The sequence below is a fragment of the Sphingomonas sp. Leaf208 genome (assembly GCF_001421415.1).
Taxonomy (GTDB): domain Bacteria; phylum Pseudomonadota; class Alphaproteobacteria; order Sphingomonadales; family Sphingomonadaceae; genus Sphingomonas.
Window position 1 is genome coordinate 221,974 of record NZ_LMKH01000023.1, and the last position, 23,300, is coordinate 245,273.

The window sequence follows — 23,300 nt, forward strand, 5'->3', positions numbered from 1 at the left end:
GACGAAGCGAGTTCAAGAAAATGCAGGACGGCCTGCCCAAACCCCGCCGCTTCGTCGCGATCGCCGCAATCTCGGCGGGCACTGCGCTGACGATCATCGACGGCGGCATCGCCACAGTCGCGCTGCCGACGATCGCACGCGACCTGAACGTCGGCAGCAGCGCGGTGGTGACCGTCGTCACCGTGTACCAGCTGATCCTGGCGATGGCGCTGCTCCCGTTCTCCGGGCTCGGCGACCGCATCGGCCTGAAGCGCATGTACCAATACGGCCAGCTGCTCTTCACCGTAGCGACGTTGCTCTGCTTCTTCGCCAAGAGCCTGCCGTTCCTGCTTGTCGTCCGCGCCGCGCAAGCCCTGGGTGCCGCAGCCGCGCTCAGCGTCTCCTCGGCGCTGATCCGCTCGATCTACCCGACCAAGCAACTTGGCCGCGGGCTCGGCATCAACTCGGTCGTCGTCTCCAGTTCCGCGGCACTCGCCCCGACGATCGGCGGCCTCGTCCTCGCCATCGCCCCCTGGCCCTGGGTGTTCGCAAGCGCAGTCCCGTTCGCGATCGCGTCGCTCCTACTCGGCCGCGCGCTTCCTGAACCACGAAAACATGACGAACCGTTCGACGTCCTCGGCGCAGTCATGTGCGCGGCGATGATCGGCCTCGTCATCGGCGGCGCGGAGAGCGCGGTCCACGGCGACAGCCCAATCGTCTCCGCCGCGATCGTCCTGACCGGCGCGGTGATCGGCTGGTTCTTCGTGAAGCGCGAGCAGGGCGAGACCAAGCCGATCCTGCCGATCGACCTGCTCGCCCGCCCCGTCCTCGCGCTGTCGGCGATCGGTGCCTACACCGCGTTCATCGCGCAGATGACGCTGCTGCTCTCGACCCCGTTCCGCCTGACGCACGCCTACGGTTTCAGCGCGGCGGAGGTCGGCGCGGCGATCGCCCCGTGGCCGCTGGCCAACATGTTCGTCGCGCCGCTCTCCGGCTGGTTGTCCGATCGCTATCCGGCCGGACTGCTCGGCGGGATCGGCATGGGCGTCTCGATCTGCGCGCTGCTGCTCATCGCCTACATGCCGGCGGACCCGGGGTATTTCGACATCGCATGGCGAATGGCCCTGTGCGGCTCGGGGTTCGGAATGTTCATGGCGCCGAACGCGCGGTTGATCATCGGCAGCGCCCCCCGCGAACGCGCCGCTGCGGCTGGCGGCCTGGTCTCGACGGTGCGCTTGGTAGGCCAGACCACCGGCGCCACTTTGGTCGCGGCGTTGCTGGCCATGGGCGTAGGCGCGGGCATGACCCCGCCGCTCGTAGCCGCCGGTCTGGCGCTGGTAGCAGGCCTATGCAGCCTTAGCCGCCTCCGCCCCTCGATCCGCAATCCGCCGACCGAAGAAACCCAGGACGTGCAACCGGCCTCCCAAGCGAGGTGACCTACTCCCTCTCCCCTCCGGGGAGAGGGGCAGCCAAGCAGCGCTCCCCCCCGGAACAGCCCCTCACCCCAGCCCTCTCCCCGCAGGGGAGAGGGAGCAGAAAGAAGAAGCCGCAAAAGAAGAAGAAGATTGTTCACCCGCGAAGGCGGGTGCCCAGTCTGGGTCCCCGCCTTCGCGGGGACACAAGCTTTGGTTTGGGACGCCTTTACCCCCATGCACCACCCCGGCGAAGGCCGGGGCCCAATTGGGGCACGGTGATAACGGGGCGGGATCTTCCGTTACGCCGACCTTTCCAATTGGGCCCCGGCCTTCGCCGGGGTGGTGCAATTCGCCGGGGTGGCGCGATGTGTCAGGGAGCGAACACCGCCCCCAAAATCAAAACGCCGCGCTCGCCTTAGCCTCCCCCATCATCGCCTTCCGAACCAAAGGAATCGGCGGCCCCCCATAACTCAGGAACTCGTCATGGAACGCCTTCCAAGCCTTCCGCCCACCCCGCGTCGCAGTCCAATCCGCCCGCAGCTTCCGGATCATCAACTTACCCATCGTATAATTCAGATACGCCGGATCATACGTCCCCCGCGCCGCCTGCTGCTTGGCGTTTCCCTCGTCCTGGTAACATTCGTCGACGAACATCCGGAACGACTGCTCCTGCGTCATCCCCTTCCCATGCATGCGTATCGCCGAAAGATATCGGCAATCCCGCAGCAGCGCGTTCGAGATCTGCCCGACATGCGTCTCCGGATCACCGTTGTTGAGCCCAGCCTCCCACATCATTTCCTCGGCATAATGCGCCCACCCCTCGGCAAACGCATACCCCACGAACAACCGCCCGAAGAGCGACGGCGAGCGGTTCGCATGCAGGAACTGGACGAAATGCCCCGGCATCACCTCGTGCACCGAAGTGAACAGCAGGTCGTTCTTGCCCGGCACGAACGCGTCCTGCACCGCCTTGGTCCAGCTCGGATCGGGCGGCGAGATGTAATAGATCGACGGTACGCCCTTATCGAACGGCCCCGGCGGATCGATATACGCGGAGTTCTGCCGGTTGTACGGCGGCGATTCCTCAACCAGCGCCTGCTCGGTCCCCGGGATCGTCAGCAGGTTGTGATCCACGACGAACTTCCGCAAAATCGGGATCTGGCGCCGCGCCTCTGCAACCGGCCCACCGACCGGCTTGTTCGCGTTCATCTTGTCCATGCACGCGAGGATCGTCTGCCCCTTGGCGAAGACGCCGCACGCCTGCGCCAGCGCCGCCTGGTTACGCTTGAGATCGGCGACACCCGCCGCCTCGAGCTGGTCGAGCGGCGTATCGACACCCTCGGTCATCGCCACCATCCGCGAGAATCTGTCCGCCCCGAGCGCGAAATCCTGCGTCGCGGTCGCGCGCTGGCCCTCGGTCCACGTCCCCAGATCGCGCATCGCCTTCGACGCCGCCTGCGCCGCATCGGTCAGCTGTTTCTGCGCCGCCGCATCCTTCACGTCGGCAAACGCCTTCACCGCGTCGCCCGCGTAATAGTCGGCAAACCCCTTGAACGCCGCCGTCCCGTAATTGACGTAGCTCAGCGGCATCGGCGTCTTGAGGTTCGCCTTGATGTTCCCCGCTGCCGCCGGGATCTTCTGCAGGAACGCGGTCAGCGCCTTCATCCGCGTCGGCGCATCTGCATAATTGCGCGCGATATACGTGTTCGGATCTAGCCCCGCGCTGACATACCACGCCGGATTGTGATGCGGCTGGTCGGCATCCTCCAGCCAGAACAGCTTCCCCTTGGCGACCTGCACGAGATAGTCGCGCTCGAACGCCTCATCGGGCTTCAGATCCTTGAACGCCCCCGCCTTGTCGATCGCGCCATGCAGGAAGTCCGCCTGCCGCTTCAGCCCCGCCGCGCTCCAGTCGCCCAAGCCGCCGTCATACTCGTGCTTGCCCTGATAGACCGCGTTGGCCGGATCGATCTTGAACCATCCGTCGATGAAGCCATCGCGGAACCCCGCCCAGTCGCCCGTCGCAGCGGTGGTCGGCGCGGCAGGAGCCTGCGTGTTCGCGGTCGTCTGCGCAGGGCCGCACGCGCTCAGGGCGAGGACTGCGCCAAGCGCCGTCGTCAAAAGTCCGATCCGCATCCTGTCTCCAATTCCGATTCGTCTGGTGCCATGCTGCCAGTCGAAGCCTTGGTACGCCAGCGTGCGGAACGGCGCGCGCGATGAGCCGTTGAGCGGATACCTCCCTAGAGAGACTGGATAGCTTGATGCCCTACGTAAAAACCCGCGACGGTACAGACATTTACGTTAAGGACTGGGGCACGGGTCGCCCGGTGATCCTGACGCACGGCTGGCCGCTCAACGCCGACAGCTGGGACGCGCAGGCGATGGCGCTCGCCAACGCCGGCTTCCGCGCGATCGCGTATGACCGCCGCGGGTTCGGCCGCTCGGGCCAGCCCTGGACCGGCTATAACTACGACACGCTCACCGACGATCTGGCCGACGTGATGGAAGCCACCGGCGCGAACACCGATGCGACGATCGTCGGCTTCTCGATGGGTGGCGGCGAGATCGCGCGCTACATGAGCCGCTACGAGGGCAAGGGCGTGGTCGCCGCCGGGCTGATCTCGTCGGTGGTGCCGTACATGCTCAAAACCGACGACAATCCCGACGGCGTTCCCGAAGAGACGCTCGCCAGCATCGGCGCGAACATCGAGGACGATCGCCCGGCGTTCTTCAAGACCTTCCTCCAGCAATTCCTCGGCGTCGGATTCATCACCTCGCCGGTCAGCGACGAGGTCGTCGACTGGGTGTGGAGCCTCGCGATGCAGGCGGGCCTTCACCCGACGCTGGAATGCGCCAAGGCGTTCGGCCACACCGACTTCCGCCAGGATCTGGCGGCATTCCGCGTCCCGACGCTGGTCGTCCACGGGACGAGCGACAAGACGGTCCCGATTGACGCGACCGGCCGCGCCGCCGCCAAGGGCATCGCAGACTCGCAGCTAGTCGAATATGACGGCGCCCCGCACGGCCTGACGATCACCGAGAGCGATCGCTTCACCAAGGATCTGCTGACGTTCCTGGGTCGTTAACGCTTCAATCCTCCCCCGCAAGGGGGAGGTGTCGCCGAAGGTGACGGAGGGGGAGGACGGCGAAACAGAGGTTTCCCGTTCCTCCCCCTCCGTCAGGCAAGCGCCTGCCACCTCCCCCTGGCGGGGGAGGATCGAAATCTTAGTTCCCCAGCGGGACGATAACCTCGTCCGGATGCGCGACGTTCAGTTCCTTGCGGACCATCTCGTCGACCATATCCGGGTTCGCATGATCCGGGTTCAGCAATGCCACCCGGTTCTTCAAGACCTCACGCTTGCGATCGAGCGCGGCATAGTCCTGCTCGCGCTTCGCAAGCTGGCGCTTGTAATCGCCGTACGCGAACATCCCGTTCGGCCCGAGCACGGCATACGCGCCGAAGAATGCCATCAGCGTCAGCCCCAACGCCGGCCACGCGGCCTTGCGCATCGTCTTCCGCAACTTGCTGGTCTTCGTCGTCACGCGTGCCATGTCGAACCTCCGGTTTCCGAACCTATCAGCCCCCGATCAGGATGTCGCGACCCGCATAACGCGCCGCATCACCCAGCTCTTCCTCGATCCGGATCAGCTGGTTGTACTTCGCCAACCGATCCGACCGAGCGAGGCTGCCCGTCTTGATCTGACCGCAGTTGGTCGCGACCGCCAGATCGGCGATCGTCGAATCCTCGGTCTCGCCCGAACGATGCGACATCACGGCCGTATACTTCGCCCGCTGCGCCATCGACACCGCCTCGAGCGTCTCGGTCAACGTGCCGATCTGGTTGACCTTCACCAGCAGCGAATTCGCGATACCCTGGTCGATCCCACGCTTCAGACGCTTCGGGTTGGTCACGAACAGATCGTCGCCGACCAGCTGGACCTTGTCGCCGATCAGGTCGGTGAGCGTCTTCCAGCCCTCCCAATCGTCCTCGCCCATGCCGTCCTCGATCGAGAAGATCGGATAGCGGCGCGTCAGGTCCGCGAGATACTCCGCCATTTCGGCGCTTTCGAGGATCCGGCCCTCGCCCGAGATGTCGTACTTGCCGTTCTTGTAGAACTCCGTCGCCGCGCAATCGAGCGCGAGCATCACGTCCTCGCCGGGCTTGTATCCCGCCTTCTCGATGCTCGACATGATGAAGTCGAGCGCCTCGGTGGTGCTGCCGATATTCGGTGCAAAACCGCCCTCGTCGCCGACGCTCGTCGACAGGCCCTTCTCGCTCAGGCCCTTCTTCAGCGTGTGGAAGATCTCCGAGCCGCAGCGCACCGCTTCGAGGATGTTCGACGCACCGACCGGCACGACCATGAATTCCTGGAAATCGATCGCGTTGTCGGCATGCTCGCCGCCGTTGATGATGTTCATCATCGGCACCGGCAGCAGATGCGCCTGCACGCCGCCGACATAGCGGTACAGCGGCAGGCCACGCGCTTCGGCCGCGGCCTTGGCGACGGCGAGGCTGACGCCGAGGATCGCGTTCGCGCCCAGCCGGCCCTTGTTCTCGGTGCCGTCGAGCTCGATCATCGCGCGATCGAGGTCCGACTGGTCCTCCGCGTCCATGCCGAGCACGGTGTCGGTGATCTCGTCGTTGACCGCGTCCACCGCGCCGTCGACGCCCTTGCCGCCCCAGCGGGTCTTGTCGCCGTCACGACGCTCGACCGCCTCATGTGCGCCGGTCGACGCGCCCGACGGCACGGCGGCGCGGCCGAAGCTGCCGTCTTCGAGCAGCACGTCGACCTCGACGGTCGGATTGCCGCGGCTGTCGAGGATCTGGCGTGCATGAAGGTCGATGATTGCGGTCACGTAACGATGCTCCTACAAATCCCGGTGCCGGGTCGTTCGCGCCGCCTCTACCGTCTCACGCCATATCGGGCAATCGCGCGGACATCCGAGAATAGTGTCGCGCAATCGCGCGACGGTTCGGGAACCGTGCTCCAACGACGGTGTTGAGGGCGTAACAATTCTGAAAGGGACCGTCATGGCCGACTCCAGCGTAAACGACACCGTCAACGACCTGAAAACGACCGCGAACGAGGTCGGGACCGAGCTCAGCAAGACGATCGATAACGGCGATGTCTCGGCCAAGGCCGGCGACGCCAAGCAGGCGATCAAGGACGGCGCGAACAAGTACACCGCGCAGGCGACCGACAAGGTCCGCACCTTCGCCGAGGACGGCAAGGCACGCGCGAGCGGCGCCCTGGAGCAGGTCGCACAGTTGCTGACCGACGCCGCCGGCCAGGTCGATGAGAAGCTCGGCTCGCAATATGGCGGCTATGCCCGTAGCGCGGCCGATAGCGTCTCGGGCTTTGCCGACCAGGTGAAGGCCAAGGACATCGACGAGCTGTTCGACGACGCACGCGAACTCGTGCGGAAATCGCCTGCCATCGCGGTGGGTGCAGCAGCCGCCATCGGCTTCGTCGTCGCGCGACTGGTGCAGTCGGGCGTCGATGCCAACTCGAAGGTCTGACGTCTTGTCCGACCCACTGACGTTCGCGACCGGCGAAGACGAGAGCCTTGCATCCATCGTCGGTCGCCTGGCGACCGAGACGAAGAGTCTCGCGACGGCGGAAGTCGCTGTCTACAAGGCGAAGTTCGGCGAGACGGCGGCTGCGTACAAGTCGGCCGCGATGTTCTTCGCGGTCGCCGGCGTGCTGGCTTTGGCCGCGCTGATCGCACTGCTGGTCGGTGCGATCTTGACGGTAGCGACGCTGGTGGGGCCAGGATGGGCAACCGCCATCGTCGTGGTGGCCGTCCTCGCAGTGGCGGCGATCCTGGCGATGATCGGCAAGTCGAAGCTTCAGACGAAGAGCGAGCCCGTATCATGACATCCGCCAAAGTCGCCGCCGCAGAGATCGAATCGGCCCTCGCCCGCCAGCGCGTCATGATGACGCTCGGGCAGTTGCAGGACCGGCTCAATCCGCGGAAGCTCGCGCTGAACGCCAGCCGCGACGTCGCCGATGCCGGCACCGCCGCGCTCAGCGCCAGCGTGGAAACCGTGAAGCGCAATCCGGGGCCGACCGCGGGGTTTGCCGCCGTCGCTGGACTGTTCCTCGCGCGCCACCGGATCGTCGGACTGTTCCGCCGAGGGCGCTGACCGCGCTGATCACGGTCACCGTATTGAAACCATGAAGTCCCGGCTCGCGTTGAACCCGCATTGCATTGAACGGCGAGCAGCTTGCCACCAGAAGGACATTTTCCATGACCGACGCAAAGACCACCGCAAACGAAGCCGCCCACGAGACCGAGAGCCGTCTGCGTGAAGGCCTCGATACGGTCCGCGAGACCGCATCTAAGGTCTATCACGACGCCGGCGACAAGGCCTCCGAGGTTCTCGAAGTCTCACGCGAGAAGACCAAGCGCGTTGTGAACAACCTCGAGTCCAACCCGCTCGGCATCCTCGTCGGCGGTCTGGCCGTAGGCGCGCTCGCCGGTGCGCTGCTCCCGCGTTCGGCCCGCGAGAAGGAACTGCTCGCTCCCGTCGGCAAGCGTCTCAGCGAAACGCTCGTGGCGGCGACTGCCGCAGCGAAGGATGCAGGCCGCTCGGAACTCGGCGAACTCGGCCTGACCAAGGACAATGCACGCGATCAGGCCAAGGGCTTGCTCGAGGGTATCGTCAAGGCGGTCACGACGGCCGGTACCGCAGGTGCGAAGGCGGTTTCGCAAAAGCCGACCGTCTAAGGGTTCAAACCGCGGGTCGAACACGCTAGGGAGGCGGCAACCCCCTCCCTAGGAAAGCAAGCGCATGAGCAAGCTCCACCTCGTATTCGGCGGCCGCGTCAGCGACCCGCGCACCCTGGATTTCAACGATCTGAGCAAGATCGAATTCGTCGGCGTATTCCCCGACTACGCCAGCGCCGAGAAGGCTTGGCGTGCTGCGGCGCAGCGTACCGTCGACGATGCCGAGATGAAGTTTGTGGTAGTGCACCTGCACCGCATGCTCGAACCGAACCTGGGTGCGACGGTAGCGTAACGGCTTCCCCTTAGTCATTCCTGCGAAGGCGGGAACCCATACTGGCTAACGTAGCGATCTGATCGCAGCGACATAGGCTATGGATCCCCGCCTGCGCGGGGATGACGGTGTCGAGCGACAGCACCTCTGCCGCAGTCGACTTGAGCTTGTGCTCAGGAATTAGCGAAACTGGCATAGCGCAAAACAACTTGCTCCACCCTTCCCACGGCAAAGCAGCCGCGGGGCCCTTCCCTCTCCCGTTGGGAGAGGGAGAGACGCCAAAGGCGGCGGCGGGTGAGGGCACGCCAAGCAGTGCTCCCAGCACCCGTCGCGCTGAATCGTTGACTGACCCATTCGGCTCACGCGCTGCCCCCCGCGCAGATAGGTAGAGAAGAGATACGCCGGTACAGCCGACGAAGGCGCACACGCGCACCCTTCCCCCTTACCGTTCGTGCTGAGTAGAGACCGAGTAGCTCCGCAAGGAGCGTATCGAGGGCTCGTATCGAAGCACAGGTCCCGCGTACCAACCCATCCTTCGATACGCCGCTTCGACAAGCTCAGCAGCTACTCAGGACGAACGGTGTGGCCGCCTAAGCAGCCCGGTAATGCCAAAGCAACAAAGGCCGAGCCAGCACCAGCCCCGCCAAGAACCCACCGATATGCGCGCCAATAGCAATAGGCCCGCTAGCCCCAACCGAAGCCCCAAACCCGGCCAGCCCCATCAGCAACTGGATCCCGATCCAGGCGGCAGCCAGCCAAACGACATGCACGACCCCAGCCGGCACCGGCCCGATCGCCTGCGCCCGCCGCTCGCCATACAAAAGCGCATAAGCCCCAACGACCGCCGAAATCGCGCCCGAGGCGCCGATCATCGGCGCGGTAGACTCAGGCCCGAACGCCCAATGCCCCGCCGCCGCCGCATACGCGCCCAGCACGTACAGCACGACCAACCCGACCGTCCCCAGCGCCTTCTCGACGAACTGCCCGCAATACACCAGCATCACGAGGTTCAGCGCGATATGCGCCCAGCCACCATGGATCAGAGTCGCGGTCAGCGGCGTCGCCCAGGACGGCACGACAAACATATGCTCGCTCGGAATACCGAGATCAGTCATCCGCAACGGAATGAACCCGGCGTTCACCGCCCAATACCCAAGCGACCCGCTCAGCACCAGAAATCCCGAGACGATGACCGTCACGATCGTGATGATCGCCGTCGCCCGCGTCTCGAAAAAATTCATGAGGTCAGATGAACTCGATCTTGGAGACGACGTAGTACCGCTCGCCGGCCGGCACCGTGACCTCGACCTCTTCGTCGAGTTTCCGCCCGATCAACCCACGCCCTAGCGGCGAGTTGTACGAGATCCGCCCCGTCTTCGCGTTAGCCTCGGTCTGGCCGACGATCTGATACTTCACCGGCTTGTCGTTCTCGTCGAGCAACGTCACCGTCGCGCCGAACACGACCTTATCGCCCGACAAATCCTTCGGATCGATGATCTGCGCGCGCGACAACTTGTCCTCGATGTCGGAGATCGATGCCTCGACCTGACCCTGACGCTCCTTCGCGGCATGATATTCCGCGTTCTCGCTCAAGTCGCCGTGCGCGCGCGCCTCTTCGATCGCGTCGACGATCGTCGGACGTTCGGCTTTCAGGCGCTTCAGATCCGCGCTCAGCGTCTCATAGCCTTCCTGCAGCATCGGCATCTTTTCGACGGTCGCCATCATCTCGTCCCCAAATCCATTTCCCCGCGCGAGGCCCTGTACCAGCCCCGCCCACACATCATTCTCATGTCGGGATCAGTCGTGCGACTGCGAATAATAGGATTGCAGCGGCCGTACTTCAAGGCTGTGCGTCGAAAGCTTGGCGATCGCCTTCGCCGCTTCGAGCGAAGCCGGCGCGGTCGTGAAGTACGGAATGCGTTGTCCCAGCGCGGAAGCACGGATCGGCTGCGAGTCCTTCAGGCTCTGCCACCCCTCGGTGGTGTTGAAGATCAGCGCGATGTCGCCGTCCTTGATCCGGTCGACGATATGCGGCCGACCCTGCGCCACCTTGTTGACCTTCTCGACCGGCAAGCCGGCACGTGCCAGATGATCCGCGGTCCCACCGGTCGCGACGATCGAGAAGCCGGTGTCGACCAGCGCCTTCACCGCCTCGACGATCATCGCCTTGTCGCCGTCCTTCACGCTGACGAAGACGCTGCCCTTAGTCGGCAGGATCGTTCCCGCGCCAAGCTGCGCCTTCGCAAACGCGATCGTGAAATCGGGATCGATTCCCATGACTTCGCCGGTCGACTTCATTTCCGGTGACAGCACCGGATCGACGCCGGGGAACTTGTTGAAGGGGAACACCGCCTCCTTCACCGCATAATAGTCGATATGTCGGTCGATCTTCGGCAGATTGACCAGCTTCTCGCCCGCCATCACGCGCGCAGCGATCTTGGCGATCGGCGCACCGATCGCCTTGGCGACGAACGGCACGGTGCGCGACGCGCGCGGGTTGACCTCGATGAGGTAGACCAGGCCGTCCTTCACCGCGAACTGGATGTTCATCAGCCCGACCACCGACAAGGCATGCGCAAGCGCCACCGTCTGCCGCTCGATCTCGGCGATGATCTCCGCCGACAGCGAATATGGCGGGATCGAGCACGCAGAATCGCCCGAATGGACGCCCGCCTCCTCGATATGCTGCAACACGCCCGCGACCACCACGTCGGTGCCGTCGCAGATCGCATCGACATCGACCTCGATCGCATCGCGCAGATACTGGTCGATCAGCACCGGCGAGTCGCCCGACACTTGCACCGCGGTGGCGATGTAATGCTCGAGTTGCCCGATCGTATCGACGATCTCCATGGCCCGGCCGCCGAGCACATAGGACGGCCGCATCAGCACCGGATAGCCGATCCGCTCCGCCGCCGCGACCGCCTCGTCCCGGCTCCGCGCCAGGCCATTGGCCGGCTGCAACAGCCCGAGCTTGGTGATCAGTGCCGCGAACCGCTCGCGGTCCTCCGCCAGATCGATCGCGTCGGGCGTCGTCCCGAGGATCGGAATGCCCGCAGCCTCAAGCGCGCGCGCAAGGTTCAGCGGCGTCTGCCCGCCGAACTGCACGATCACGCCCACCAGTGTCCCGTTCTGCTGCTCGACATGCAGGATCTCCAGCACGTCCTCGGCGGTCAGCGGCTCGAAATACAGCCGGTCGCTAGTGTCGTAGTCGGTCGACACCGTTTCCGGGTTGCAGTTGACCATGATCGTCTCATAGCCCGCATCCGCCAGCGCGAAGCACGCATGGCAGCAGCAATAATCGAACTCGATCCCCTGCCCGATCCGGTTCGGCCCGCCGCCCAGGATCACGATCTTCTTGCGGTCGGTAGGCTCGGACTCGTTCTCGGGCTCGCCGAAGCTCGGCGCCTCGTAGGTCGAGTACATATACGGCGTCTTCGCATCGAATTCAGCCGCGCACGTATCGATCCGCTTGAACACCGGCCGCACGCCGAGCTTCAGGCGATGCTGGCGCACCTCCTCCTCGGTCACGCCACCGGTCATCGCCTTGACGACTTCGTGAATCAGCCCCGACCCGCGCGCGATCCCGCGGTTCATGCCGCGCAGATTGGCCGACTGCAGCGCCAGCCACGCGAGCCGCTTGTCGCTGAACCCCATGCTCTTCAGCCGCCGCATGCCCGGCGCGTCGATCGGCAGGCCGTCCTTCATCACCTCGGCCTCGGCCGCGATGATCTCGGCGATCCGCTCCAGGAACCACGGATCGTACTTGGCGATCGCATGCACCTCGGCGACCGTGAATCCCTCGCGCAAAGCCTGCGCCGCCACCAGCAACCGGTCCGGCGTCGCGACGGCCAGCGCCGCCTCGATTTCCGCACGCGGCGCACCGACCAGATGATCGACCTGGTTGAACCCCGACAGGCCCGTCTCGAGCCCGCGCAACGCCTTCTGCATCGATTCATGGATATTGCGACCGATCGCCATGACCTCGCCGACCGACTTCATCGCGGTGCCGAGCGTGTTCGACGCGCCCTTGAACTTCTCGAACGCGAACCGCGGGATCTTCGTCACGACGTAATCGATCGTCGGCTCGAACGCGGCCGGTGTAGCGCCGGTGATATCGTTCTCGATCTCGTCGAGCGTGTAGCCGACCGCCAGCTTCGCCGCGACCTTCGCGATCGGGAAGCCGGTCGCCTTGGACGCCAGCGCGGACGAGCGCGAAACGCGCGGGTTCATCTCGATGACGACCAGCCGGCCGTCCTTCGGATTGACCGCGAACTGCACGTTCGAACCACCTGTTTCGACACCGATTTCGCGCAACACCGCGATCGATGCGTTGCGCATGATCTGGTATTCCTTGTCGGTTAGCGTCAGCGCCGGCGCGACCGTGATTGAGTCGCCGGTGTGGACGCCCATCGGATCGACGTTCTCGATCGAGCAGATGATGATCGCGTTGTCGTTGCGATCGCGCACCACCTCCATCTCGTATTCTTTCCAGCCGAGCAGCGATTCCTCGATCAGCACCTCGGTGGTCGGCGAAAGATCGAGCCCATTGCGGACGATCGCGATGAACTCCTCGCGGTTGTACGCGATGCCGCCGCCCGAGCCGCCCATCGTGAAGCTCGGCCGGATGATCGACGGAAGCCCTGTCTTCTCAAGGCCTTCCAAGGCTTCCTCGACAGTATGTGCAATCGCCGAGCGCGCGCTTTCCAGCCCGATCCGGTCCATCGCATCGCGGAACTTCAGCCGGTCCTCCGCCATGTCGATCGCATCGGCATCCGCCCCGATCATCGTCACGCCGAACTTCTCCAGCGTACCGTCATGGAACAGTGCGAGCGCGGTATTCAGCGCGGTCTGTCCGCCCATTGTCGGCAGGATCGCGTCAGGGCGCTCCTTCTCGATGATCTTGGCGACGATCGCGGGCGTGATCGGCTCGACATAGGTCGCGTCGGCCAGCTCGGGATCGGTCATGATCGTGGCGGGGTTCGAATTGACGAGGACGATACGATAGCCCTCCTCCTTCAACGCCTTGATCGCCTGCGTGCCCGAATAATCGAACTCGCACGCCTGGCCGATGACGATGGGTCCTGCGCCGATGACGAGGATCGAGGAGATGTCGGTGCGTTTTGGCATTATTCTTCTTTCGCCGAGTAGCGCGTGCAAAGCGGCCGCTGATATTTTTTGGAGAATTTGTACTTCAGACAACGGCGACCCCAACCACCGAACTGCTCCTTCGCTGACGCTTTCATCACTTCTAGCGCTGGCGCAAAGTCGGATCTCGCGATCGCGAACTCACTGACGTAGGAATCTAGTTGCGAGGTATTTAACGAACCTCGGCAAATCTCGATAAGGTCGGCGCGGAGCCCTGTGCCGAACTGCATCCATCGCTCGGTTGATGCTGCATTCGACTGATAGGTAAGCAGCGTGCCACCAGTCAGTCTCCCACAGACCGTGTCGCTAAGGTCCGGCTTGGACAAATCGAATGTTGTAAAAAGATCTTGGCCGTCATCGTTCAGAGAAAACCGAACGCGACGATCTGCTGATCGCCATTCGAGCCGTATTTTCTTCGTGACGAGTGGGGCATGCATAATCGGTGTATCGCTAATATCGTCGACTTCAGTGACGACGGCCAGCTTTCCAACCGGGACCGTCGTTACCGTCAGCTTTGCACTGGCCGGCCCTGCACCTAACAGAAGGCCTATGAACGCCAGCGGCAGTTTCACCGCAGCGATCCGACGAACCGCTCGAAGAGGTACAGGCTATCCTGCGGCCCTGGGCTAGCCTCAGGGTGATACTGAACCGAGAACGCCGGCTTGTCGGTAAGTTCCAGCCCAGCGTTCGATCCATCGAACAGCGACACGTGCGTCTCGCGGACGTTCGCGGGCAGGCTGTCGCGCTCGACCGCGAAGCCGTGGTTCATGCTGGTGATCTCGACCGCGCCGTCGGACAGGCGCTTGACCGGGTGGTTGGCGCCGCGGTGGCCCTGGAACATCTTGGTCGTGGTCGCGCCGACCGCGAGACCGAGCAACTGGTGGCCGAGGCAGATGCCGAACAGCGGCTTGCCCGTCTCGAGCAACTGGCGGATCACCGGGACGGCGTATTCGGCGGTCGCGGCGGGGTCGCCGGGGCCGTTCGACAGGAAGATGCCGTCGGGGGCGAGCGCCATCACGTCGTCGAAGCTGGCGGTGGCGGAGACGACGGAAACCTTGGCGCCTGCCTCAACGAGGTTGCGGAAGATATTGCGCTTCGAGCCATAATCGATCGCGACGACGTGCGGGCGAGCTTTCTCCCCTTCCGCGGAGCGGGAGGGGTTGGGGGAGGGCCTGGCCTCAGGCGGGGTCGGCGCTGATTGGCCAGCCCCTCCCCCGACCCCTCCCGCGAGCGGGAAGGGAGCAGAAGCGCCCTCTCCTGCTGGCGAGGTGTCCCCGTAGCCGAAGCCTAGCTTCCAGACACCGCCGGGCGCATCCTCACCCCAGCCATAATGCATGCTCGTGGACACGTCCTTGGCGAGGTCCATGCCCTCCAGCCCCGGCCACGCCCGCGCCATCGCCAGCAACGCCGCCACGTCGAACTCGCCGCTAGCCGAATGCGCGATAACCCCATTAGGCGCGCCCGCCACCCGGATCCGCCGCGTCAGCGCACGCGTGTCGACGCCCGAAAGGCCGATCCGCGCATGCCGCTTCATCCAGCCGTCGAGCCCCTCGACCGCGCGGAAACTCGACGGCTGCGTCACGTCCTCGCGGACGATGATGCCGAGCGCATGCGGGTCGTCCGCCTCGACGTCGTCGGGGTTCGCGCCGACATTGCCGATGTGCGGGAAGGTGAAGCAGATCATCTGCCCGGCGAAGGACGGGTCGGTCAGCACCTCCTGATAGCCGGTCATCGCGGTGTGGAAGCACACTTCGCCGACCGCACTGCCCTCTGCGCCGAACCCGCGACCCCAGATCACGTCGCCATTGGCGAGGACCAGGACACCGGTGGCTCCGGCAGGCATAGCTATAGGCTGGGTGTCGGCCATCAGGCTGGGCACTCTCTTTACGTTGACGATGTCGCTAAGTGGTGTCCGCTAAGGCCGGCGTGCCGCAGCGTCAATCTGTTAAACGGACGGCGGACGCGCTATCCCGTCGGGCTATCCCGAACCGCCTGAAAGACCAGTACATGATTCGCGACGACATCAAGGCTGCGCAGCTGACCGCCATGAAGGCCGGCGACAAGACGAGCCGCAACGCTATCTCGTTGATCCAGGCCGCGATCAAGAACCGCGACATCGAGGCGCGTGCCCCTCAGTCCAGAGACGGCAAGGCCCCCGAGAGCGACGACGCGCTGGTGGTCGAAGTCCTTCAGAAGATGGTCAAGCAGCGTCGCGAGTCGATCGAGATGTTCTCGAAGGGTGGCCGCCAGGAACTCGCCGATGCGGAGACGGCGGAAGTCGCGGTGATCGAACGCTTCCTGCCGCAGCAGATGAGCGAGGCGGAAACATCGGCGGCGATCGAGGCGATCAAGGCAGAGCTCGGCGCGACCGGCATGAAGGACATGGGCCGCGTGATGGCCGAACTGAAGGCACGCCACGCCAGCGAGCTGGACATGAGCAAGGCGAGCGGCCTGGTAAAGGCAGCGCTGAGCTAACTGCTCCCCTCCCGCCTGCGGGAGGGGTCGGGGGAGGGCAGCGCAACAACGGAGACGGAGCATTGGAACAACGCACCCGCATCCGAGACCTCCGCGCCCACCCCACGCGTGCCGAAAGCGCGTTGTGGCAACACCTTGCCGCGCGCCGGATTTCGGGCGTGAGGTTCAACCGTCAGGTACCGATCGGCCCGTTCATCTGCGATTTCGTTTCCCGCGCTACGAAGCTCGTCGTCGAGGTCGATGGCGGGCAGCACGACTGGCAATCCGACGACGACGCCCGGCGAACGCGCTTCACCGAACAACAAGGCTACCGAGTGATCCGGTTCTGGAACAACGACGTGTTGGAGCGGATAGAGGGCGTGGTGGCCGAGATCGGGCGCGTGCTTGCGGAACGCCCCTCCCCTAACCCCTCCCGCAAGCGGAAGGGGGACTCGGTTGCGTCCGGTGATAGCCCTGCCCCCCTTCTGCTCCCCTCCCGCCTGCGGGAGGGGTCGGGGGAGGGCTTAGCCGCAAACACCCCCCCCACCAAAGTCACCCCATGGCCCTAACCCCACAATTCCTCGACGAGCTCCGCGCCCGCACCTCGCTCTCGGCGCTCGTCGGCAAGACCACCAAGCTCACCAAGGCCGGACGCGAGCACAAGGGCTGCTGCCCATTCCACAACGAGAAAACCCCCTCCTTCTACGTCAACGACGACAAGGGCTTCTACCACTGCTTCGGCTGCTCCGCGCACGGCGACGCGATCAAGTGGATGACGGACCAGCGCGGCCTCCCCTTCATGGACGCCGTCAAGGAACTCGCGCAGGTCGCCGGGATGGACATGCCCGCGATGGACCGCCAGTCCGCCGCGAAGGCCGAACGCGCCAAGGGCCTGCACGAGGTCATGTCCGACGCCGCCGACTGGTTCGTCGAACAACTCAACGGCCTCCCCGGCACCGACGCGCGTGCACTCCTCGACCGCCGCGGGATCAGGCCCGAGACGGCGCGCGCGTTCGGCATGGGGTTCGCCCCCGACAGCCGCGGCAAGCTCAAGACCGCGCTGAAGGACTATGGCGACCCGATGCTGGTCGAGTCCGGCATGCTCATCAATGTCGAGGGCAAGGATCCGTACGACCGGTTCCGCGGCCGCCTGATGATCCCGATCCGCGACCCGCGCGGGCGGACGATCGCGTTCGGCGGGCGCGTGCTCGACGGCGGCGAACCGAAATACCTCAACTCCCCCGACACGCCGCTCTTCGACAAGGGCCGCACGCTCTACAACCTCGACAAGGCCGCCCCCGCCTCGCGCAAATCCGGCCGCGTACTGGTGGTCGAGGGATATATGGACGTCATCGCGCTCGCGCAGGCAGGCTTCGGCGAAGCGGTCGCGCCGCTCGGCACGGCATTGACCGAAGCGCAGCTCGAACGGCTGTGGCGGATGGTCGATGTCCCCCTGCTCTGCTTCGACGGCGACGGCGCCGGCCAGAAGGCATCGCTCAGGGCCGCCCACCGCGCACTCCCGCTACTGGCCCCCGGCCGCAGCCTCGCCTTCGTCACGCTCCCGCAAGGCCAGGACCCCGACGACCTCGTCCGCGCCGGCGGCCCCGGCGCGTTCGAGGCGTTGCTGAAAACCCCCGAACAGCTCGTCGACCGGCTCTGGGCATCCGAAGTCGCCGCCGAGGCGCTCGACACCCCCGAACAGCGCGCCGGCCTCAAGCGCCGCCTCCACGAACTCGCGGAGGGCATCGCCGACCCGTCGGTGAAGCAGCAGTATCACGCCGAGTTCAAGAACCGCTTCTACGAGCATTTCAAACCGGTGCGCGCGCCCTTCGTGCCCCGCGGCGAGCGTCCCAAGGGCGGCTGGAAGCCCCCCGCCGCGCCCGTCACCGAAGACGCGAAGGCCTTCCTAGCCACCGGCATCGACCGCGTCTTGGCCAAGGCGGTCCTCGCCGGCCTGATCCGCCACCCGGTCGAGATCGCGCGCCACATGGAGGTGCTCGGCTCCCTCCAAATGATCGACGGCGCGCTCGGGCGATTGTTCGAAGCGGTCGTAGATGTTGCACTTGAGGACCAGAAGCTTGATAGCGGGCGCTTGCTCACCATATTGGCGAGGTCCGGTTTCAATTCAGTCGCGAGTGACCTGTTGAGAGCCGATACGATGCCCTATTCGTTCACGCAGACCACGGCCGATCCAGCCCGCGTCCGTGCCGACCTCGACGAGGCGATCGCGATCATGGTCGCCCGCCCTGAGGTAGACGCGGCACTCAAGCAGGCGACCGCGGCGATGCAGACGCACTTCACCGAAGATGCGTTCGAACGACAAGTGGCTATGGTAAGAGAGAAACAGGCGTTGGAAGTCCGACTTGCAAATCTTGTACAGTCGAACGAAGACGCCCGAGCGTTGGGTACCGAGGGCGATTGATGGCTAAGGCGAACATGGCGGAACCCGCCGAGACGAACGAAACCGGCGATGCGCCGCTGATCGACATGAACGATGCGTCGATCAAGAAGGTCATCGCGCGCGCCAAGAAGCGCGGCTACATCACCTATGAGCAGCTCAACGAAGCACTGCCGCAGGGCGAGATGTCGTCCGACCAGATCGAGGACATCAGCGCCGCGCTGAGCGAGATGGGCATCAACATCGTCGAGAACGACGAAGCCGGCGAGGACGGCGAGACCGAGCCCGCCAAGGACGACGAGGACGAGCCGGAGGCCGCCGACGCGGATGCCGACACAGGCCCCGCGATCGAGAAGAAGAAAGAGACGATCGATCGCACCGACGATCCGGTCCGCATGTACCTGCGCGAGATGGGCGCGGTCGAGCTGCTCAGCCGCGAGGGCGAGATCGCGATCGCCAAGCGCATCGAGGCGGGTCGCGACACGATGATCCTCGGTCTCTGCGAATCGCCGATCACCTTCAACGCGATCATCGACTGGTCGACCGCGCTGAACGAGGGCACGATGCAGCTGCGCGAGATCATGGATCTCGACGCGATGCTGTCGAAGGACCCAGCGCCCGAAGCGATGGCCGAGGACGGCGAAGCCGACGACGGCGAGATCAGCGAGAAGAACGCCGGCCCCTCGTTCAAGGAAGAGGCCGAGCCCGAAGAGCCGTCCGCCGACGAGGACGAGGACGGCGAGCGTCGCGCCCCGCGCGCATCGGACGACGAGGAGGAGGACAACACCCTCAGCCTCGCGCAGATGGAGGAACAGCTCAAGCCGATCGCGCTCGAGCGGTTCGCCAGCATCACCGCGCTCTACAAGAAGTTCAGCAAGATCCAGCAGTCGCGCGTCGACGCGATGGGCATCGGCGGCGATTTCTCCGCGGCCGACGAGCGCAAATACCAGAAGCTGCGCGAGGAACTCACGGCGGAAGTCGAGAGCGTCCAGTTCCACAACGCCAAGATCGAATATCTGGTCGATCAGCTCTATGCCTATAACCGTCGCCTGACCGCGCTGGGCGGCCAGATGCTGCGCCTCGCCGAGCGCCACAAGGTGCCGCGCAAGGACTTCCTCGATCGCTATATCGGTCACGAGATCGACGAGAACTGGCTGACGACGGTCAACAAGGTCGACAAGAAGTGGACCGCGTTCGTCGCCAACGAGGGCGAGGCGGTCGAGCGCATCCGCGCCGAGATCGCCGACATCACGCAGCAGACCGGCATGGCGCTCACCGAGTTCCGGCGGATCGTCAACATGGTCCAGAAGGGCGAGCGCGAGGCGCGGATCGCCAAGAAGGAGATGGTCGAGGCGAACCTGCGGCTGGTGATCTCGATCGCCAAGAAATACACGAACCGCGGCCTGCAGTTCCTGGATCTCATCCAGGAGGGCAATATCGGCCTGATGAAGGCGGTCGACAAGTTCGAGTATCGCCGCGGCTACAAGTTCAGCACCTATGCGACGTGGTGGATCCGCCAAGCGATCACCCGCTCGATCGCGGACCAGGCGCGGACGATCCGTATTCCTGTCCATATGATCGAGACGATCAACAAGCTGGTCCGCACCAGCCGCCAGTTCCTCCACGAGCAGGGCCGCGAACCCACCCCGGAGGAGATGGCCGAGCGCCTCTCCATGCCGCTCGAGAAGGTGCGCAAGGTGATGAAGATCGCCAAGGAGCCGATCAGCCTCGAAACGCCGATCGGCGACGAGGAGGATTCGCATCTCGGCGACTTCATCGAGGACAAGAACGCGATCATCCCCGTGGACGCCGCGATCCAGGCGAACCTCAAGGAGACGGTGACGCGGGTGCTGGCGTCGCTCACCCCGCGCGAAGAACGCGTGCTGCGCATGCGCTTCGGCATCGGCATGAACACCGACCACACGCTCGAGGAAGTCGGCCAGCAGTTCTCGGTCACGCGCGAGCGCATCCGCCAGATCGAGGCGAAGGCGCTGCGGAAGCTGAAGCATCCGTCGCGTAGCCGGAAAATGCGGAGCTTCCTCGACCAGTAAGGGTTTGAGATTGCTAGGCGAATAAAAGGGCCGCGGTGGAAACACCGCGGCCCTTTTTCATTATCCTTACGTTCGACGCCTTAAACCCGGCTCGATTCCGATACCGGTTGGAACGGCTGTAAAACGTATTTTGACCTGTATCTGGATCACGCGCCCGCGGTCACCATGGTCATCAGTCCGCAGTTGCTTTAAAAATATCGCCATTGTCGGCCGCTATGTAGATCGCGCCAGTGCTATCCTGAACGACCGAGGTCGGTTGAGCGATCGCTCCACTCGGCGGAGCGAAGTCTGCATCGCGGCGTTCGAAGACGCTAGTCGATGCGGTGCTGCCTCTGTTCAGGCTGCTAAGTGGCACCGTGAAGATAGCGCCACTTGCGTCGAGAAACACATAGGCGCCGGCTAGCGAGGCATTACCACCCCGAAAGACGAAACCTCCGACAATCTGCTGCCCTGCATAAATTCCACTGCCATGTGCGTATTCCAAAACCGGTGACACCAATCCGGCGGGCTCGCCCGCCGTGACGATGCTGGTCCCTTCCCGGTAAGGCCATCCCAGATTATCAATGCTGCCTGGGGTAAGCGGCAGGGAGTTCACCTCCTCCCGTTGCGCCTGTCCGCGATCAGGCAACAGAAGACCGTTGCTATAGAAGGTTCCGCCGATCGGATATTGCAGGCCCTGTGCCAGCACCGTTGGTCTAATTGGCTCCGGAACCGACGCACCGGAATAGGCGTCGAAGCTTGCCGTTGTGAACGACAAGAGCTTGCCGAACAATGAGGCTGAACTTTGCGCGCTGCCGCTTGGATCGTTGACTCCACCTGCATCACCGGTCGCGACATAGAGAAGCCCAGTCGCACCAAAGCCCAGCCACCCGCCGACATTGTTCGCAAAGCGTGTAAGCTGACCGATAGAGAACTCAAGCCAACTCGTCGGGCCGCCGTTGTTGAAGATCTGCCGGACCGCGACGCCGCCATTGCGCGCCACCAAAGCATAGACGATGCGGCGGACCGCGAAATTGGGTTGCACGGCGATACTGAGGATTCCCTGCCCCTCGGCAGCCGTGAGCCCCTCGACGCTTGCGTAAAGCGTGCGCTGTTGGGTAGCAGGGTCGTAGATGTAGATCGCACCCGACCGCTCGGCCACCATCAACTGGCTTTGACCGGGGATCGTCACAATCGCCGTGGGGTGACTGAAACCGCTGGCCACCCGCTGTACAGTAACCCCTTCCTTGCTGTTTGTTACCGTAATTGTCACCGCTTGGCTGGCAGTCGCCTTACCGTCGCTCGCCGAGACCTGAACCGAATAGGCATTGTCTGCATCGGCATCGGTCGGCTTTTCGAAATTAGGAGACGATACGAAGCGAACTTCCCCCGTACCGCTGATCGTGAAGCGGGCTGCATCGGTGCCGGACAACGACAACGTAACTGGATCACCGTCCGGGTCAGTCGCGGTCGCCTGGTACGTAACCCCGGCGCTGTTTTCCACGACGCTGACCGACGTGGCCGATGTGATGCCCGGGGCGCGGTTTGCCGGGGCAGGCGGAGGACCGGAGCCGTCAGAACCGCCGCACCCGCTCAACCCGAGTGTAAGTGCAGTGATCGAAATGGCGCGCTTGCTCGCGCGTACTCTCAGGTTAATCATAGTTCCCCCCGGATAGCAGAACTAGACGTACCAGTGCCGAGGCCGCCACGCCAGCGCCCACGAACAGTACCAAAACGATCGCTTGCACAGATTTTCGACAACGATCAGCAATATCTGCCGACTTGTTACGGCCATTCCGGGCGCGGGTAGCACAATACAAAAAGGGTGGGCTCATCTCCACGATGGAAAACTGCCAAGAAGTACTCGACCTCAGCGTTGGCATACCTTTAAAGCCCCGCCATGCCCCGCCTAATCCTGTTCAACAAACCGTACGACGTCCTCAGCCAGTTCACCGACGTGAACAGTCCGACCCCGCGCGCGACGCTGTCGCAGTTCGTCGATGTGCCGGGCGTCTATCCGGCGGGGCGGCTCGACCGCGATAGCGAAGGGCTATTGCTGCTGACCGACGATGGTCGCCTCCAGGCGCGGATCGCGGACCCGCGGTTCAAGCTGGCCAAGACCTATCTCGTGCAGGTCGAGGGCGATGCCGGCGAGGACGCGCTCGATCGGTTGCGGGGCGGCGTCACGCTGAAGGACGGCCCTGCCCGCGCCGACGTCGAGCGGATCGCCGCGCCCGACCTCTGGCCGCGCGTGCCGCCGATCCGCGTTCGCGCGAGCATCCCCGATTGCTGGCTGAAGATAACGATCCGCGAAGGCCGCAACCGCCAAGTCCGCCGCATGACCGCCGCGATCGACCACCCCACGCTGCGGCTGGTCCGGTGGAGCATCGGCGACTGGACCGTGGCGGGTCTGGAGCCCGGCACGTGGCGCGACGCCTGACGGGCACTTGAGGCGCGCTCACGGCCGCCTGCGGGCCACCGGAAGCACGGGCGCCCATGGGCACGCCCTACAGACGGCAGCGTTCGTGATTACAAGCGGAACGCCTCCCCACCCACGCCGTCATCCTGACGAAAGTCAGGACCCAGAGCCAAGCAGCACGGCGTTCGTGATCCTGGGTCCTGACTTTCGTCAGGATGACGGGCGGTGGGGGTTACATCACGCCCACCCAAGCCTCGTCATTCCCGCGCGGGCGGGAACCATACTGGCTGGCCTCGCACCATGATCACCGGCCCCCGAGGATATGGGTCCCCGCCTGCGCGGGGATGACGACGCGTTGCGTGACGCGCGGGAGTTGCGTGATGGCGACGAAGGCGATGATGGCGATGGCGGTGCACGACGAAAACTCCCTCCCCTTCAGGGGAGGGTCGGGGT

At 64.5% G+C, this 23,300-nt stretch carries 21 protein-coding genes; 12 read left to right on the forward strand and 9 right to left on the reverse strand.

From position 1 onward, the window contains the following. Positions 1-20 precede the first annotated feature (20 nt). Entirely contained in the window at positions 21-1,415 is a 1,395-nt protein-coding gene (locus ASE69_RS10990) for an MFS transporter (protein ID WP_056486274.1), read from the forward strand. 375 nt (positions 1,416-1,790) lie between these two features. On the opposite strand, the gene ASE69_RS10995 is transcribed toward ASE69_RS10990, so the two are convergent. Beyond that, on the reverse strand, positions 1,791-3,530 hold the full coding sequence (locus ASE69_RS10995) for a DUF885 domain-containing protein (protein WP_056486285.1): 1,740 nt from the start codon (positions 3,528-3,530) through the stop codon (positions 1,791-1,793). 125 nt (positions 3,531-3,655) lie between these two features. Between ASE69_RS10995 and ASE69_RS11000 the strand changes: the two genes are divergently transcribed. Then, positions 3,656-4,480 carry an alpha/beta fold hydrolase gene (locus ASE69_RS11000; protein WP_056486289.1) on the forward strand — a complete coding sequence of 275 codons (825 nt, stop codon included), beginning with the start codon at positions 3,656-3,658 and terminating at the stop codon, positions 4,478-4,480. Between the two features lie 139 nt (positions 4,481-4,619). Here ASE69_RS11000 and ASE69_RS11005 read toward each other — a convergent pair whose 3' ends face one another. Together ASE69_RS11005 and eno are read right to left on the reverse strand one after the other, a co-directional pair. After that, positions 4,620-4,904 carry an FtsB family cell division protein gene (locus ASE69_RS11005; protein ID WP_235518634.1) on the reverse strand — a complete coding sequence of 95 codons (285 nt, stop codon included), beginning with the start codon at positions 4,902-4,904 and terminating at the stop codon, positions 4,620-4,622. A 67-nt stretch (positions 4,905-4,971) separates the two neighbouring features. Then, positions 4,972-6,252 carry a phosphopyruvate hydratase gene (gene eno / locus ASE69_RS11010; RefSeq protein ID WP_056486291.1) on the reverse strand — a complete coding sequence of 427 codons (1,281 nt, stop codon included), beginning with the start codon at positions 6,250-6,252 and terminating at the stop codon, positions 4,972-4,974. A gap of 175 nt (positions 6,253-6,427) precedes the next feature. Between eno and ASE69_RS11015 the strand changes: the two genes are divergently transcribed. The 5 genes from ASE69_RS11015 to ASE69_RS11035 all read left to right on the forward strand — a co-directional run bounded on the left by ASE69_RS11015 (position 6,428) and on the right by ASE69_RS11035 (position 8,419). After that, a complete protein-coding gene (locus tag ASE69_RS11015; RefSeq protein ID WP_056062308.1) occupies positions 6,428-6,916 on the forward strand; it encodes a hypothetical protein in 489 nt (162 codons plus the stop codon). A 4-nt stretch (positions 6,917-6,920) separates the two neighbouring features. Beyond that, complete coding sequence (locus ASE69_RS11020) at positions 6,921-7,274, forward strand: phage holin family protein (RefSeq protein WP_235518537.1); 354 nt, start codon at positions 6,921-6,923, stop codon at positions 7,272-7,274. Next, positions 7,271-7,543, forward strand: a complete 273-nt coding sequence (locus ASE69_RS11025; RefSeq protein ID WP_056486297.1) for a hypothetical protein — start codon at positions 7,271-7,273, stop codon at positions 7,541-7,543. The genes ASE69_RS11020 and ASE69_RS11025 overlap by 4 nt, the downstream gene beginning before the upstream one ends. 104 nt (positions 7,544-7,647) lie before the next feature. Beyond that, positions 7,648-8,127 carry a hypothetical protein gene (locus ASE69_RS11030; protein ID WP_056486302.1) on the forward strand — a complete coding sequence of 160 codons (480 nt, stop codon included), beginning with the start codon at positions 7,648-7,650 and terminating at the stop codon, positions 8,125-8,127. Positions 8,128-8,191: 64 nt separating this feature from the next. Beyond that, positions 8,192-8,419: a DUF4170 domain-containing protein gene (locus ASE69_RS11035; RefSeq protein WP_056051043.1), complete on the forward strand. Its 228-nt coding sequence runs from the start codon at positions 8,192-8,194 to the stop codon at positions 8,417-8,419. Between the two features lie 569 nt (positions 8,420-8,988). Here the strand turns inward: ASE69_RS11035 and ASE69_RS11040 are convergent. The 5 genes from ASE69_RS11040 to carA form a co-directional block, all read right to left on the reverse strand. Further along, complete coding sequence (locus ASE69_RS11040) at positions 8,989-9,639, reverse strand: rhomboid family intramembrane serine protease (protein ID WP_056486305.1); 651 nt, start codon at positions 9,637-9,639, stop codon at positions 8,989-8,991. Between the two features lie 4 nt (positions 9,640-9,643). Then, complete coding sequence (gene greA, locus ASE69_RS11045; protein WP_056052861.1) at positions 9,644-10,120, reverse strand: transcription elongation factor GreA; 477 nt, start codon at positions 10,118-10,120, stop codon at positions 9,644-9,646. Between the two features lie 75 nt (positions 10,121-10,195). Further along, entirely contained in the window at positions 10,196-13,528 is a 3,333-nt protein-coding gene (gene carB, locus ASE69_RS11050; RefSeq protein ID WP_056486308.1) for a carbamoyl-phosphate synthase large subunit, read from the reverse strand. After that, on the reverse strand, positions 13,528-14,118 hold the full coding sequence (locus tag ASE69_RS11055; RefSeq protein ID WP_056486311.1) for a hypothetical protein: 591 nt from the start codon (positions 14,116-14,118) through the stop codon (positions 13,528-13,530). The genes carB and ASE69_RS11055 overlap by 1 nt, the downstream gene beginning before the upstream one ends. Further along, positions 14,115-15,413, reverse strand: a complete 1,299-nt coding sequence (carA, locus tag ASE69_RS11060; protein WP_056486314.1) for a glutamine-hydrolyzing carbamoyl-phosphate synthase small subunit — start codon at positions 15,411-15,413, stop codon at positions 14,115-14,117. The genes ASE69_RS11055 and carA overlap by 4 nt, the downstream gene beginning before the upstream one ends. 140 nt (positions 15,414-15,553) lie before the next feature. Here carA and ASE69_RS11065 point away from each other — a divergent pair, with 140 nt between their 5' ends. The 4 genes from ASE69_RS11065 (at position 15,554) to rpoD (ending at position 20,449) form a co-directional block, all read left to right on the forward strand. After that, on the forward strand, positions 15,554-16,021 hold the full coding sequence (locus ASE69_RS11065; protein ID WP_056486316.1) for a GatB/YqeY domain-containing protein: 468 nt from the start codon (positions 15,554-15,556) through the stop codon (positions 16,019-16,021). Positions 16,022-16,083: 62 nt separating this feature from the next. Further along, the gene (locus ASE69_RS11070) at positions 16,084-16,569 is read left to right on the forward strand and encodes an endonuclease domain-containing protein (RefSeq protein ID WP_082453067.1); all 486 of its coding nucleotides are present in this window, start codon (positions 16,084-16,086) and stop codon (positions 16,567-16,569) included. Then, on the forward strand, positions 16,560-18,422 hold the full coding sequence (gene dnaG, locus ASE69_RS11075) for a DNA primase (protein ID WP_056486319.1): 1,863 nt from the start codon (positions 16,560-16,562) through the stop codon (positions 18,420-18,422). Before ASE69_RS11070 ends, dnaG begins: the two co-directional genes overlap by 10 nt. Next, on the forward strand, positions 18,422-20,449 hold the full coding sequence (gene rpoD / locus ASE69_RS11080; RefSeq protein ID WP_056051057.1) for an RNA polymerase sigma factor RpoD: 2,028 nt from the start codon (positions 18,422-18,424) through the stop codon (positions 20,447-20,449). Before dnaG ends, rpoD begins: the two co-directional genes overlap by 1 nt. Before the next feature lie 172 nt (positions 20,450-20,621). Here rpoD and ASE69_RS11085 read toward each other — a convergent pair whose 3' ends face one another. Further along, positions 20,622-22,088: a PQQ-dependent sugar dehydrogenase gene (locus ASE69_RS11085; RefSeq protein ID WP_082453068.1), complete on the reverse strand. Its 1,467-nt coding sequence runs from the start codon at positions 22,086-22,088 to the stop codon at positions 20,622-20,624. A 240-nt stretch (positions 22,089-22,328) separates the two neighbouring features. Between ASE69_RS11085 and ASE69_RS11090 the strand changes: the two genes are divergently transcribed. After that, a complete protein-coding gene (locus ASE69_RS11090) occupies positions 22,329-22,868 on the forward strand; it encodes a pseudouridine synthase (protein WP_056486325.1) in 540 nt (179 codons plus the stop codon). Positions 22,869-23,300: the final 432 nt, after the last annotated feature.